Raw genomic sequence first — 18,174 nt, forward strand, 5'->3', positions numbered from 1 at the left:
TTATTTTCTAAATCTTCTCAATTGTGTTGATCCAATAGCTAACAATATTAACAGCAATGCCCATATAGGATTACCTGTAGCATAGGTTGAAAGTTCTATTCCTTCACTGGCTGCTGAGGCATGATGTTTATTGTGTCCACCGTCATGACCTTTTGCATAAACTTTTATTGAACCGGCATCATCACTTGAATTGTAGTTCTTATCACCAGAGTAATGCGCTTTGATAGTGTATACACCTTTAGTCAAATCTGAAACTACGAATGCTGATTTTCCATCTTTAACTGATTTAGTATATGCTTTGCCGTCAACAACGATTGTTACTTTACCGGTTGCTTTTGCCGGAACTTTAACAACAATGTTTGCATCTTGGCCTTCTGTAATGTCATCTGCACTTACTGAAACTGAAGAGGATTTTGATTTGCTTACAACAAATGAAGTTGTTGTTGTACTTGGCATGAACTTGTCATCACCCTCATAGTTGATTCTGACATTGTATTTTCCGCTTGGGAGATTTGGAACAATAATGTTAGCTTTACCATTTACAACAGTTCCATAGTATCCTACATTATTGATTGTGACCAATACACGTCCTGTAGCACCTTTTGGAACAGTTACAGTAATAGTTTCATCTTTTCCAACAACAATGTCTTTTGAAGATGCATTGATTTTAGATGCAGTTTTTGACACTTCAAATTGTGCAGTAGTAACGTTGGCTACATAGTTTTCATCACTGCCGTATTTCACAATCAGAGTTTTTCCACCATTGGACAAACCTTCAACACTGTATTTGGCTTTACCATTGATTACTGGAGAGGAATATGATTTACCGTCAATTTCCAGCGTAATATTACCGGATACGCCTTCAGGAACAGATACTGTAATCTCTACAGGTTGACCGACTTTAGCGTCAGACACTTCAACTGTCATCGGAGTTTGATATTTAGGAACTACAACAGTTGAATTGATTACATATTCTTTTCCAGTGCTGTCTGTGTAAACAACTGAAATATTATGTTTTCCAGGAGTTGCATTTTCCAAGTTAATATTTACGGTTCCATTTTCAACGCTTCCTGTTGTATTTTTACCATCAACAACAACAGTTACGTTTCCGGATGCATCTTCAGGAATAACTACTACAACACTACCATTACCACCATTATCCACTTCAACATCGGATTTTGTTTGGTTTACAATGAATTTAGTTGAATTGGTACTTGGCAAGTATTTGGAGTCGCCTTCATATTGTACGCTTACAACATATTCTCCTTTAGTCAGACCGCCAACAACAAGTTTGCCTTCACCGCCGTCAACTGCAACAGAGTAAACTCCACCATTACCTTCAGCAATAGCTAAAGCGTCAGTGTCTAAATTGAAGTCGAATTTAGCGCCGTCAATAATTACTGTTACCCTACCTGTTGCATCGCTTGGAAGAACTAATGTGATCTCTTCAAGTTCGCCTGCATTGATGTCAATAGCAGTTGGAATTACAAAGGATTCTACTTTAGATACGTTTACTGCTACCCTTGCTGAGCCTGAATCATATTTATCATCACCGGTGTAGGTTACATTTACATCATAGTTTCCGCCAGGTATACGAGGTATTTCAGCAATACCGATACCGTTGGTTACGTTTACATAGTAACCGACGCCGTCAATGTCAATCAGGATTTGACCTGTAGCATCTTGAGGCAATTCTACTTTAACAACCACATTTTCACCAACTTGAGTGTCAACTACAGATATTTCCATTTCAGGATGTACTTTATATACTGTAATGCTTGAAGTTGTGTGGTTTGGCAGGTATTTGTTATCGCCAGCATACTCAACAGCAATTGTCTTGGTTCCGTCAGTCAGTTTATCGATTGTGAATGTTGCTTTACCATCAGTAATGTTGTCTGTAGTGTATTTTACACCATCGATTTCTAATGTGACTGTTCCTTTTGCATCTTCAGGAACGTTTACAACAATTATAGCCTTATCTCCAACGCCAATGTCTTTGACATCCACGCTGATTGGAGCTTCAGCTTTAGGAGTTGTTACTTGAGCGGTTGTGGATGTGCCGTCATAGTTTTCATCACCGGAATAGATAACTTCAATATCCTGAGTGCCAGGAGTTGCATTATCTAAGTTGATAACTGCTTTGCCGTTTTCGATATGTGTTGTGTATGTGTCGTTTCCAAGTTTAACTGTCACATCACCAGTCATGTTGTTTGGAACAACAACTGCAACTGTGCCGTTTCCTTGATCGACAACTTTAATGTCATCAGGTGTAACTTTAACTTTGGATACCTCTAAAACAGTATCGTTATTTGCACTTGGCAAGTAGTTGTCATCACCGGAGTAAGCAACATCAACAGTGTAATTTCCAGCTTTAAGATCAGGTGCAACTACAATAGCCTTACCGCCAGTTACATTAGCAGTGTACGGCTTGCCGTCAACAGTGACTGTTACAGTGCCGGTAGCATCTTCAGGAACAGCAATTTCAATGATTGCCTTATCACCATAAGTAATGTTGTCAACTTTAACTGAAACATCTGAAGGAAGTTTAGCTATTTCAACAGATTTGTTTTCACTGGTTGATGAATATTTATCATCACCAGGATATCTTGCTGAAATGTCATGTTTTCCACTGGTTAAATCAGAGACATATAATTGTCCTTTACCTTCAGTAAGATTTACATAATAACCTGTGCCGTCGATATCGATTAATACAACTCCAGTAGCATCTTCAGGAGCAGTAACATCAATTATTACATCATTTCCATCATCAGTTATTTTAATTCCAACATCAGGAGTTACTTTAGATACATTAATAGTAGCTGTAGTATGGTTTGCAACATAGTTATCATCACCAGAGTAATCAACGGCAATTGTTTTAGTTCCATTAGTTAAGTTTTCAATTTCAAATATTGCTTTACCACCGGTAATGTTATCAGTAGTGTATTTTACACCATCAATCTCAATAGTTACACTACCAGCAGCATTTTCAGGGAGTTCTACAACTACAGTGGCGGTTTCACCAACTTTAATAGGATTTACACTTACAGATATTGGAGTTTGTGATTTATCAACGGATATTTTAGCAGTTGTTGAAGCATCAGCATGGTTAGCGTCACCGGAGTATGTGACATTAATGTCATGAGCTCCAGGAGTTATGTTGTCCAATGTAATTACTGCAGTGCCGTTTTCAATTGTAGCATTATAAGTTTCATCTCCAAGTGTAACTGATATTTCACCAGTTAAATCAGACGGAACAATCACAACAACAGTAGAATTGCCCAAATCAACAACTTTAATATCATCAGGTGAGACAGTTGCTTTAACTACTTCGAAACTAGTTGAGTTAGTATTTGAAGCATATTTATCATCACCATTATAAGTTACATCAATTGTGTAATTACCTGCTTTCAAGTTAGGAATAGTTAATGTTCCGTTTCCACCACTTACTGGAACTGAGTAAGATTTACCGTCAACTGTAACTGTAAGGTTTCCTGTCGCATCATCCGGAAGAGTGAATGTTATTACTTCATTTTCACCAACAGATATTGTTTGAGGAGTAATGTTTACAGTTGAGTTGTTCTTAGTTACTTTGAAGCTTGCTGTATCGGATTTGCCGGTGTAGTTTTCATCACCTAAGTAGGTTACGTTTACAGTGTAGTTATCTGCAGGCAAGGTGTCCAATACAAGTATAGCTTTTCCATCTGTTACGTTTGCATAATAATGATTATCGTTAATGTCGATTAGCACTTGGCCGGTAGCATCGCTAGGAACTTCAACAGTGATTGTTTGTTTTCCGCCGACTGTGCTGTTTGAGATTGTTACATCTACATCTGCATCGAGTTTGGTTACTTCAATGTTGAATTGTGTCCAGCTGCCAGTTAAGTTGCCATCACCTTCGTAGAATACGGTTACAGTGTGGTTTCCGCTAGCTAGGTCTTTGATTGTGAAGTTAGCAACACCATTTGACATATCTACTGTGTGATTTTCACCGTCAATGCTTATTATGGCCTTACCGCTTGCATTGGCATTGTCAATTGTAATGTTGATTACTTGAGATTCACGGATATTCATTGAATCATCTCTTTCAACAGAGACAGTTGTATTGTCTTTAACAACATCGAAGTCAGCAGTTACTGTGCGTTTGTTGTAGTTTTCATCACCGTTATAAGTTACATCAACAACGTAATTTCCAGCTTCAAGGTTATAGACATCAACAGTTGATTTGCCGTTGTAGGTTGTTGAACCTCTTGTTGCCCTCAATACATAATGTCCGTTTTCTAAAGTGAGTTCCGCTACTTCCTCTACGCCATTGATTTTGACTGTTACGTTTCCAGGAGCATTTGAAGTAATTATTATATATTCCACATCACCATAAACAATGTCTTTGACCTCAACTTTAATATTAGGATCTGCTTTGGCTACGCTTACATCAACACTAGCTGAAGTTGTGTTAACATTATCGTTTCCGTTGTAGGTTACATTGATTGTGTAGTTGCCTGCACCTAAATCAACTTCAAACTCTACTTTGCCGTTTTCTATGTCTTTGGTTTCTTCGCCATCATCATATTTAATTGTTATTGTACCTTCGCCATCAATGAATACTGTTACAGGCACTTTTTCACCGTAGGTTACGTTTTGAGCAACAATATTCATTCCAACAGCGGATTTTCCAACAGTGAAGTTGGCTGTATCAGTGATTGACAAGAATCTTCCGTCACCATTATAGGTCACTTTAACTGTTTTGTTTCCGACAGTCAATCCAGGAACGATTACACTGAATTTGCCGTCAACAACACCGACAGTCTGTTTGTATTCGCTGCCGATTTCAATTGTCACATTACCGGTTGCATCTGTAATTACTGTTATATTGACTGCTGCAACATCTCCAAGAGTGATGTTTTGAACTTCAACTTTGATTGAAGATTCTATTTTATTTACTGTGAATATATCTTGGCCGGTAGATTCATTGTATTTTTTATCACCAAGGTATTTTACTTGAACTTTGTGTGTACCATTTGTAAGGTTATCTAATTTCAATGTAGCATATTCACCGTTGATTTCAGTATAATAGTCTTTGCCATCGACAGTGATTACTACTTGACCGGTAGCACCGGCAGTTACATTTACATTTATTGTTTCAGTCTGACCAACAGTAATGTCAGACACATTGATTGTTAATTGTGATTGTAGTTTGACTACTTTGAATGTTTTGGTATCTTCAGATCCGGTGTAGTTTTCATTGCCTGCTAAAACAGCGTTGACAATGTATTCACCGGCTTCAAGACCACCTGTAATATTCACTTTATTATTATCAACAGTGTATGATTTGCCGTTGATTGTAACTGTCAAGTCAGTTGAGTTGACAGGAGTTAAACTGATTATGATACCCTCATCGACTTTGTAAACTGCATTGACATCAATTGAAATGCTGGTTGCTGCCTGAATGACTGTGAATGTTGTTGAATTTATAGCAGCAGTGTAGTTTTCATTGCCGGCCAAACTAGTAATGACAGTGTATTTACCGGCAGTGAGTTTTTCGATTATGACCTGTTTATTGTTTACTTCATAATTCTTGCCGTTAATGGTTACATTTAAAGCACCATCAGATCCGGTAGTAGTTAAATTAATAATAATAGTTTCATTGTATGCGTAAAATTCATCAACACCAATGACCACAGTTGAATTGGCTTTGTTTACATTGAATTTAGCGGTTGCAGTTGCATTGAAGTTATATCCATCAGTTGAAGTGAATTTGACTGTAGCAACTTTGCTGCTGCCTGCAGCCAATCCGGTTAAATTAACTTTAGCAACACCATTGGATACTGTGCCGTTGAAGACTTTGCTGCCAACAGTTACATTAACGATACCATTAGCATTATTTCCAACATTAATGATAGCAACAGCTTTATCCGGATAGGTCACATCATCAATAGTGACTGTGATTTCAGGAGTTACTCTTGAAACATTGAATTTGACATCATTTAATGTCAATTCATCATAATTGTCATCACCATAGAATACTACAGTAGCAGTGTAAACGCCAGCTGATAGTTTAGCGGCTTTGATTAATGATTTGACAGTGCCGTTGTATAATACATTTTCGCCAACTTTAATTGAAACATTTCCTTTAAACTCATCAGTTACATTGATGATAAACATGGTGTTTTCAGCAACTGTTACATTCAATGCAGTTACCTCACTATCTAAAGTAGCATTGTCGATAGTAAAGCTAGTGGAGTAATCATCACCAGCATAGATATCATCACCTGCAAATACTGCTACTACATTATGAGGACCGCTGGATAATCCGGAAGCATTGAATCCACCTTTGCCGTTGACTATTGCAACATTGTATGATTTTCCATCAATATCCAATTTAACGGTAGTATTGATTGTGACATTCATCTCAACAGTAATGAGTGCATCATTGCCGTAGGTTAGAGGAGTTCCAACAGTGACATTGATTTCAGTGCCAATTCCGTTAACCTCAAATTGTTTTTGACCGGATACATTGCTGTTATACTTATCATTGCCGGCGAATGTAGCAACAACAGTAATCATGTCCTTATTGACCGGAGTGTATTGGTAGACGGCCACATTCTTATTATCGACATGAACAGTGTAGTTTGCACCGTTGATTGTGAATATCACATCACCAGTAACGGTTACATTCAGGTTAGCAGTAATGTTTACAGGACTTCCAACAACAATTGTTGTAGGAACTGTAGTGTCATTGACTGTAATGCTTAAATTATTTTTAACTACATTAATTGTTTTGGTTGTAGGCAGTCCTGATGCAAGATATCCAGTGTAGTTTTCATCGCCGTCCAATATAATACCAATAACATAAGTGCCTTCAGCTTTAGGACCAAGATTTATGTCATAAATTCTACTACTTTCATAGCTGTATGTTCTGTAATACTCGCCATTGATATATATGACGAAATCGCCTGTGGAATTGTAAGTTTTAACCTTAAAGGTTACATCATCGCCAACTTTATAAGTGTCACCGCACTCTAATATTTCAAGAAGTGAGTTATTTGGATATACTATGAACTTATCACTGGAGGTTGCATTATTATTATAATCATCGCTGGAGAAGAACTTAATTGTAGCGTTCTTGTAACCCGCTGATAAACCTTTCATAACTACATTAGCAACACCACCAGATACAATTCCAGTGAATGTTTTATTGTCAACAGTAATGTTTACAATACCCTTAGCATTATTTCCAACAGTAATGATAGCAATTACATCCCTTGGATAATTTGTATCATCTATTGATGATTCAATGACCGGAGTTACTTTTGAAACAGTGAATTCAATATCATCTAATGTCAATTTGTTATAATTGCTGTCACCATAGAAGGTTACAATAGCGGTTTTTTCACCTGCAGGCAATTTGACAGTAGTGTTGATCAATGATTTGACTGTGCCATTGTACAATACGGCATCTCCAACTTTGATTGAAACGTTTCCTTTAAACTCATCAGTGACATTGATGACAAATTGAGCGTTCTCTTTGACTGTAACATTTAATCCAGTCACATCAGCAGATAATGTAGCATTACCAATTGTGAAGTCTTTAGTGTCATCATCTCCGACATACTTATTATCGCCTGCAAATACCACTTTGACGTTATGAGCGCCACTGGATAATCCGGAAGCATTGAATCCGCCTTTACCTTTGACTAAACCAACATTGTACTCTTTATCATTGTCAATTATCAATTTGACGGTAGCGTTGATATTGGCATCTAACTCTACTATAATAATTGCATCATTGCCGTAAGTTACAGGTTCTTTAACGGTTACTTTGATTTCAGTGGCGATCTTATTAACTGTTAAGGTTTCATCAGTAGAAGTGCTTTGTGTATAATAATCATTACCTGCAAATACTGCAGTAATGGTATATGTGCCATCTGCAAGATTGGTTAAAGTAAAGTTACCCTTACCGTCGACAAGACCCACTGTGTGATTATTACCATTGACTTTAACTGTGACAATTGCATTCATGCGGAGAAGCTTATTGGATTCAGTTAATAACTCAATACTGACAGTAGCATTCTCGCCAACATTAATAGAAGTCTCATCAATACTGATTGACAGGCCAGTGACGACTTTATTAGACAATAATGTTTTTACATCAGAAGTGCTGTCAGCATATTTAGCATTACCTGCAAATTCCGCTTTGATGGAATAAGTAGCATTAGCTAAATTAGTAATTGGATATTCTCCGTAACCATCTATAACAGCAACTCTATATGTCTTATCCTCACTACCAGGAGTGCTGACGGTTAAGGTCACATATCCGGTAATTTCAGGACTCATTGTAACATTAACTAAAACATCACTGCCTGCAGTTATAGGGGAATTGAAACCAACGACCACAGTGGTTGCAACTCTGTTAACAGTGAATGTTTGAGGAGCAGATACTTTACTGTTATATTCCTCATTGCCTGTGAATGTTGCAACAACAGTCAAGGTAGCATTGTTAACAGGAGTGTATTTGCATTCAGCAGCATTAGAATTAACAATGTGTATTGTGTAGTTTGCACCGTTAATGTTGAATACCACATCACCAGTGACGGATTTGTCCAAGTTAGCAGTGAAAGTAACCTCACTGCCAACATAAATATCAGCAGGAACGCTAGTAGGAGATACAGCAATAGTTAAATCATCTTTAACAACTTTAAATACAGTGCAGTTATGAGCCGCTTCATAATTAGCATCTCCAGTCAAGTTGGCAACAATAGTGTAAGTGCCTTCAGTCAAACCGGCAAGAATAGTCACTTTATTGCCTGAAACAGTATAAGGTGCGCCATTAATAGTGACAGTGACCTCACCGGTAGAGTTAATAGGAGTTAGAGTAATTTCAATACCTTCATGAGCGTTATATTCATTATTCACAGTAATTACAATAGCGGAAGTTGCCTTACCAACATTGTAAGTAGCTTCAACACCGGCAGAATTATCAGCATATTTGCTGTCATGGCCATAAGTTACGCTGACAGATTTCTGACCAGCAGAAGTTTCTGCATCTAAAACAATGGTTGCTATACCGCCAACAACTTTAGCAGTCTTACCATTGACTGTAATATTACCGTCAGCATCACTAGGCATGTAAACAGTCACAGTGGAATTGCCTCCAACAATAGTGTCTGAAGCGACTACAGTGAAATCATAAACGGATACTTTATTCACAAAGACCTTGAAATTATTATTTTGACTATCAGCGTATTTGTCATCACCAAGATATTTTACGGCAATAGGATATTCTCCATAAGTTAATCCTGTGACTAAAACAGTTGCTTTGGAATCAACAAGACCAACGCTTTGTGTTTTACCATCAACTGTGACATTGACAACGCCGGTTGCGCCGTTTGTGACAGTAATCTCGATTTTAGCTACTTCACCAACTTCAATAGTAACGTCACTTAAACTGACCTGTGAAGCGACACGTGATACAGCATATTGTTTTAAAGCAGATGAATTTGCATTGAACTTATCATTGCCAACAAATGTTGCAACAACATCTAAAGTAGTGTTGTCTGCAGGAGTGTAAGTGCAAGTAGCGGTTTTACCATTAATTGAGGCAATGTAGTTGACGCCATTAATATTGAATATGACCTCACCGATTGCAGTTTCATTTAATGTTGCAGTGAAAGTGACCGGACTGCCAACATTGATTGTACCTACATCACTTAAAGTGACTGTTAAATTATTTTTAACAACAGTGAATACTTTAAAGTTAGTGGCAGACTCATATTTACCATCACCTGCTAAATTAGCAACAATAGTGTGATTACCTTCAAGTAAATCACTGACATAAACTTTATTACCTCCGACAACATTATAAGATTTGCCATCAATAGTAACGCTAATATCAGCAGTTGAATTGACCTTGGTTAAAGTAATTTCAATAGTTTCTCCAACCTTACAAATATCTTTAACACCAATTAATATATTTGAAGAAGCTTTTACAATATTGAATACTTTAGTATCGCTGGATCCGTAATAGTTATCATTCTCAGCAATAGTGGCAACAACAGTGTATTCATCAGGAACACTGGCTGTGAAAGTAACTTGATTATTATCTACAGTGTAATCATTACCGTTGATTTTAACAGTTGCAGTACCGTTAACCTGAGTTAAAGTAATTGTTACAGTTCCGTCAATTACATATAAGCTGTTCACAGCAATTTCAACACTGGTATGGGCCTTATCAACATTGTAATGAGCAACAACACCAGACTTATCAGCATATTTACTGTCAAGAGCATAACTTACAGCAACAGTTTTTTCACCGGCAGTATCTTCCTTATTTAAAACAATTGTTGCTTTACCACCGTTAACCTTAGCAGTCTTACCATTGATTGTAATATTACCGTTAGCATCACTAGGTAGGTAAACAGTTACAGTAGATTTACCTCCGACAACAGTATCTGAAGCAATGACAGTGAAAGCATAGTTAGATATTTTATTTACATAAATACTGTGAGCAGTATTTTCGCTTGCAGAGTGTTTATCGTCACCACCATATTTTACAGTGATTGAATAAGTGCCGTTTCTCAGGTTAGGGACATAAACAGTTGCTTTGGAATTAATAAGACCAATACTTCTGGTTATTCCATTTACAGTCACATTTACAATTCCTGTAGCACCATCTGTCACAGTGATTAAGATTGTAGCAACATCACCATCCTCGATAGTGACATCACTTAGGCTGACAGTAGTGGTTGCTTTACTAACAACTAACTGTTTAATTGAAGAGGAGCTGCCTGTGTAGTTTTCATTTCCAGCAAATTCCACTTTAACATCATAATTACCATTCATTAATCCGTAAACAATTTGTGATCCATTACCTTTTGTTAAATCAACATTAAATGTTTGGTCACCAACTGTTAAAATGGCAACACCATCAATCTCTTGACCCATTGATACATTGAACAGTACACCTTCACCGGCAGGAGCAGGTGTTGTGAATTTAACGTCAATAGTGGATTCGTTTCTGTCAACAGTGAATACTTTTGTTTTGGAATCGTATTTATACTGAACATCACCAGGATAAACAGCAGTGACTAAATGCAATCCACCAGATAAGTTGTTTAAGCTTAAAGTTACAATACCTTGATTAGGTTTTCTGGAGTATGAAACCCCATCAATTGTAATAGTGACATTCTCGGTAACATCAGGAAGTAATGTCACTGTAATTGTAGTGTATTTACCATAAGTATCATTGTCAACATCTAAACTCATTGAACCTTCGCCCTGACTAACTTTAAATATGTTGGAGTTATTTTCTTTAGGACCATACTTGTCATCACCACGATAAGTAACATTTACTTCATGGTCTCCAACAGATAAACCACCAACTATTACTGTAGCAAAACCATTTGTCATTGTAATTGCACTATTTGGTTGCTCATTTCCATCAACTTTTACAACCAATTTAGTAATATCTGCATCAGCAGGTAAAACAATAAGGATAGTTTCATCATCTCCCAAGTTGATATCACTTACATATACATCTAAATCATAATTTGAAACTTTATTAACTACCAATTGAGCAGTTTTATTTGAACTAAGGTATTTCTTATCACCTGCAAAGGTGACATTTACATCATAAGTACCGTTATTAGCAAATCCGAAGAGGTCATATTTACCGACACCATTTATAACAACAACATTATAAGTTCTATTATAAGTTGCATTACCTACAGTTAAAGCAACAGTTGCATTGATTGAAGGAGCCATGGTAATTGTTACAGTTGAACTTTCACCAAGAGTTATAGGACTGTCTACAACAACACCAATTTCGACAGCGTGTTTACTTACATTAAATGATGCCTCATTAGATTCATTTGCCAAGTATTTATCATCACCATAATAACTTGCTTTAATATTGTATGTAATATTTTCTAAATCTTTTAAATCAAGTGTAGCGACACCATTATTAATATGCGCAATATAATTAGCATTATTAACTGAGATAATTACATCTCCAGTAGCATCAGTGACATTTAATGTTACAGTTACTGTTCTATCGTCACCAACATGAGCGTTACTGCCAACATCAACAGTTAAATTAATAGTATTTTTAACAACATTGAATACTTTGGAATTAGCAGCTGAACCATAATTGGTATCTTCTGCTAAACGAGCAATAATGGTGTAAGTACCTTCATCCAAACCAGCAGGAATTGTTACTTTATTATTATCAACAGTTTGAGTCACATCATTAATAGTAACAGTGACAGCACCTTGAGAACCATGAGGAGTTAAGGTAATTTCAATTTCCTGACCGACTTTATACTCATCATTCACAGTAATGTCAATGCTTGAGGAAGCTTGATTTACTGTGAAACTTTCACTGATACCAACGTTATTATTATAATTATCAGTAGAGGTGAAATTAATGACAGCAACTTTTGTACCTGCATCCAATCCGGTTAAATCAACACTACCAATACCTTTTGATACAGATCCTGTAAATTCTTGAGTACCAATAGTAACTTTAACAGTACCATTAGCTTTATTATCTACAGTAATTTGAGCAACAGCTTTATTAGGATAAGTCACATCTGCAATATTTACATTAATAGTAGGATTGACTCTTGAAACAGTAAAATCAACAGTTAAAGTTTTTTCGTTGTAATTGTCATCTCCATAGAATTTTACTTCAGCATGGTAGTCGCCTGCAGGCAATTTACTTATTTGAACTATAGTTTTAACAACATCATCATATTTTACATCGCTGATTTTGATAGTCATGTTGCCTGTGAAGTCACTGTTTATAGAGTTAATGATGAAAGTAGGATTATCTTCAACAGTTACATCTATTGCAGTCATATCAACTGTTAATTCTGCTGGGGTTACTTTGAATGTAGTTAAATTATCGTTTGTTGAATATACATGATCACCATTATAATGCACAGTTACAGTGTAATCGTTTACAGTTAATCCGGATATATGGAATGTTGCTTTACCTGCATTATCAAGTTCATCCATATATGTATTGCCGTTTATTTCAATTTTAACAGAACCTGTTTGTCCTGCACCAGCTTGAACAAGGATTTCAACAGGGCTTCCATATGGAGTATTTGCAACAGTAACATTTACTAAGGATGGTAATCTGTCAACAGTAAATGATGCTCTTACATCAGCCTTAGTATAATTTTTATCACCATTATATGTGGCTGTAACAACATTTTCTCCATAGTCTAATTTACCCACCAAAGTAGCATCTCCATTTGTAAGGTCTACAGTATATTCGTCACTGCCTATGGTGAATGTTACATCACCTGTTGTTTTTCCAGTGACATGTGCAATTATATCTTTGCCGTTTTGTGTTAATGTGATTGTAGGAGTTGCTTTAGGAATTTCAGGGAAGAATTTTTTGGTTTTGTTGGAGTAGTTTGCATCACCGGCATAGCTTACGGTTGCATTGTGTTTACCTGCTGAAAGGTTGTTCAGGGTCAAAGTAGCCTTGCCCGCATTGATAGATGCGTTATACTTGACACCATCAATGTTAAAGGTTAAGTTGCCTTTAATGCCAAGAGGTATGTTGCTTATGCTGAAAGTAGTGTCTTCACCATATGGTTTATAGTTACCGATTATGGTCATGTCCCAATTGCTATATTGGCTTACTTTGAATTTTGTATTATTATTATCGCCAGGAGCATAATTGGAGTCACCGTTATAAGTTACATTTACAACATATTCTCCACCACCCAATCCTTTTATAACAAGCTCGGTAGAACCATCTTTAACATCAATAGTTCCCTTATTGGTTCCGTTAACATAAATTGTCACATTTCCTGTAGCATCGGTTGGAACTTTTACTCTGATTACAGCATTGTCTCCGTATGTGATGTTATCAACTTTTACATCAAATACATAGCTGGTTTGTTTATTTACAGTGAATGTAATCTTGGTTGAGTTTTTAGCGAAGAAATCATCACCCATATATTCCACAGGTATGTCTGTGTAGGTGCCGCTGACCAAATTAGGAATATTGAATTGTACTTGTCCATTTTCAATCTCTTCAATGTATTTTTTGCCGTTGATTGTTATTTTCACAAATCCAGAAACATCTTTGCCAACATCAATTGAAGGTGTTAGGACCACTTTAACTACTTCATCATCTCCAACAGTGATTGTAGTGTTTGCAGTTGTCTGCATGGTAGTATTGAGCTTTTTCACATTGAATGTTGTGAAGTTAAGATTATATTCATAGTAAGTACCATTGTTAAACATTACTGACATTGTATATGTACCAGTCTGATTTATTATGTCCTTGTAAGCATCATAGGAAATGCGGGTTACATTAGTACCGTTAGCAGCTAGTTTAATTTTAGTAGCCACTTCCTTACCGTTTATTCTTAGAATAAGGAATCCATTTTCAGTGTTGTAAGCAGTGGAATTTACGTTACATATTAGAGTTTCACCATAGTAGATGTCTGCAACTTCAATCATGAGCTCAATTGGGTGAGATTCCAGAATCAATGTCATTTGAGCTTCACTTCCAAAGTGATAATCATCACCGGCATATGTTGCAGTTACTGTGTAGGTTCCGATATGCATGTGATTTTTAACAAGTTCTGAAATAATCTTATCCCACTGATCAGGACATCCTGCAATAGTAGTTACATTTAATACGACTCCTTCCTTGGATTCAAATCTGAATGTTATCTCCTGACCATTGACTGTGAAATTACTTAAGTATTTAGTTTGCATTGTAGCAGTAAATGTAATGTCTTCATGTTCAACAGAACTGTTGGTCAGAGTCATGTTGGTAGGCATTTTGACATATATTGTTCCAGGTCTCATGGTACAGTTTGGCAATCCGTTGTCTTTTCCATAGATTACAAATTTATTTTGGAAGTAGAGATTGGTGTCATACCTGTTATAACTCATATTATATAGTACGCTTTCACCTTGGAGATTGTTATATGTACCTAATGAGGATACTGAAATGATTGTATTCAGATTGTCATCTGTAATGTTTGCCCAGAATGAGAATGAACTATTCCATTCTTTTTCAAGGGATTGGTTACTGAAGATATCCATATAAGTTTGAGTCTTGATTGTTCCGTTATTGAATATCACATAATCAAAGTTATTCTTTTCAAGATATAATGTACCGTCGTTCCATACTGCATAAAGTACCGGATTGAGTGTGGAATCATAGTCTTTTTCAAGGAAAGTCATGTTTTTATTTGGATTTGGACCGGTGATATTGTTTTTAGTCAGGTATGCGGTTGCGTTTTTATATACCCAAATTGCGTCATAACCTTTAAATGTGCTGTTGAATACGGTTGAGTTTCCATCGTGGAAGTAGATTGATCCACCCCAATCGTCTTGAGCACTGCAGTCTGCAAACTTGCTGCTGTCGACAGTTACATTACCGTTAACATAGATTGCACCACCGTTACCTGTTGGAGCGGAAGCTGTATCGAATATTGAATTTTTAACTGCAATGTTGGTTGTGTCATTCAGGAATATTGCACCACCATGACCGTCTGCTCTGGTTTTGGTGAAGTTGCTTGAGTCAATAGTTACATTATCTGAATTAATCCATGAGATTGCACCACCGTTACCAAATGCAAATTCATTGTAGGATGATATGTTGCTTACAACTGAATCGTTAGTGTTTATTGCGGAAATTGCTCCACCGTTTGCACTTGATCTGATGTTGTCGAATTTTGAATTTGAAATGTTTACAAGAGTTGAATTTATTAAGTATAATCCTCCACCTTCACCGTAGAGTTGATTTGATGCATCAACATGACCTGAACCGGTAGTGTATCCAACAATAATATTGTCGATTGTAAGATTATTTACATTTTCAACTGAAACTGCTCCACCGTGTCTTGAAGCAAAGGAATATGTGAAGTTTGAATCAATAATTGTAGCATTATCAGCATGCAGTGAAATTGAACCACCGCTTCCTAATGCACCGGATGACTCGAATGTTGTATTGACGACATAGAAGTTGACTGAATTTTCATCAACGTATACACTACCACCATTCAATGCAAATGAACTTATAAATATAGTATCTGAAATGGTACCATTAGTACCAATCCAGTCGATAGCTCCACCACGACCTGTTGTCAAGTTAACTACCTGATTGTTTTTAAATGTTGAATTGCGCACAGTACAGTTGTCACTATCATAAGCTACATAGATAGCACCACCGCTTTGCCATGCAACATTGTCAGAGAAGGTGTAGTTGTTGATGTTGATGTTATCCACACCTAACCATGCAAGAGCCGCACCGGATATTGTAGCTGTGTTTGCAATGAATGTGTTGTTTACACCAAATCCTGATGTAGCATCGGCTTCCCTACATAAAGCTGCACCATATTTAGCTGTGTTGTACTCAAACAGAGTATTGAAAAGACCCATGTTTGAAGAGTTACAGTCTATAGCACCACCGTTTTCAGTTGCAGTGTTGCTTGTAAATATTACATCGGATATTAAACTTTGACTTGAGACACCGTTCAAGTAGATTGCACCACCATAAAGCGCATTGTTTCTTGTGAAGTTAGTGTATTTTACCTCACCTGCATATGCAAGCCAGTCAATAGCACCACCATGGTCTCCTGCAGTGTTATCTTCAAATACGGAGTAGTATACTTTATTAGTGGTTCCTTCACCACCTACATACACTGCACCACCATGCTGACCGGCAGTGTTAAAGTAGAAACGGGTGTCATTTAAAGTAACACCGGATCCTGTAATTTCAATAGCACCACCCATATTGACCGCATTGTTTCTTGTGAAAGTTACATTGGTAATGTTTGTATTACCAGAGGAATTACCTGCAAATATTGCACCACCATAGTAAGCATTGTTGTTTGTGAAATTGGAGTTGACAATAGTAGCATTGTCTCCAACAATATCAATAGCACCACCGTGACCACCGGTACCATTGGTAATGTTGTTTCCTCTAAATACGGAATGATTGATTATACAATTGTCACTATCATCTGAGATGTAAATAGCACCACCGCTATGGTCTGCAGTGTTTTCATAGAAGTAGTAATAATTGATGTTAATGTTATCAACACCCATCCAAGCAAGAGCCGCACCTGCAATTCCTGCATGGTTTGCGATGAAAGTGTTGTTGGTACCATGACCGCTGGTTGCACCGGATTCTCTGCATAAAGCAGCACCATACTCACCAGCATAGTTGGATTCGAATGTGAGGTTGTAGATACCGATATTTGATGCGTTACATTCTATAGCACCACCGTTTTTGGTAGCATTATTGAATTTGAATGTTGAATTAACAATAATGGTATTATTGGAGACACCATTCAAGTAGATAGCACCACCATAAGTAGCTCTGTTATTTGTGAAGTTGGATTCGAAAATTTCACCTTCGTATGCTCTCCAGTAAATGGCTCCACCACGATCTGTCGCATTATTTCCTTCAAAAATGGAAGTGTGTATCTTATTGGCTGTACCGACACCACCTACATACACTGCACTACCATTAATAGCGAGGTTATTATAGAATTCAGAATCATCAACATGTACTGCAGAAGCACGTAAGTAAATAGCACCACCATTTTCTTTAGCAATATTATCTTTAAATATAGTTCCATTTATAATAGTATTACCACTTGCAGCACCTGCATAAAATGCTCCACCTAATTTAGCAGTGTTGTTAGTGAAGTTAGAGTTTATGATTGTAGCATTAGAACCTATGCAGGTAACAGCTCCTCCAAGACCTAATAAATCACTAGGATAATAACCATCAGCATAGTAATATACGGTAGAATCTCCTTCCATAACTATTTGACCAATTAAATCAGGACTAGGAGCTACTGAAACTCCATAATACATTGGAGTTCCATCCCATGCAGTCCAACTAAATTCATCATTCCAATCATCAGTCACATTAGTTACATAGTTATTTTCGAAGTTACAATCAATAATTGAACAGTTATGACTATCTGCACCTACATAAATAGCTCCACCACCAATATCTGCGGAGTTATTAATGAAAGTGTAATTTCTTATGGTAATATTCACTGAATCCATCCATCCAAGAGCTGCACCTGCAACATATGCATGGTTGTTTATGAAAGTAACATTTTCACCGAAACCACCTTTAGCATTGACTTCCCTACATAATGCAGCACCGAATTGAGCAGTATT

The 18,174-nt window shown here is 36.8% G+C and carries 1 protein-coding gene (only partly in view); it reads right to left on the reverse strand.

Annotated elements, in window-relative coordinates:
- Window positions 1-18,174, reverse strand: the 3' portion of a protein-coding gene (locus IJL02_RS08620) for an Ig-like domain repeat protein (RefSeq protein WP_292814992.1). It continues 8,904 nt past the right edge of the window; 18,174 of the gene's 27,078 nt are visible here — the last part of the coding sequence; its start codon lies beyond the right edge, outside the window — the gene reads right to left on this strand; it ends in the stop codon at window positions 1-3.

This window comes from Methanobrevibacter sp. (assembly GCF_017427765.1).
Lineage (GTDB): Archaea > Methanobacteriota > Methanobacteria > Methanobacteriales > Methanobacteriaceae > Methanocatella.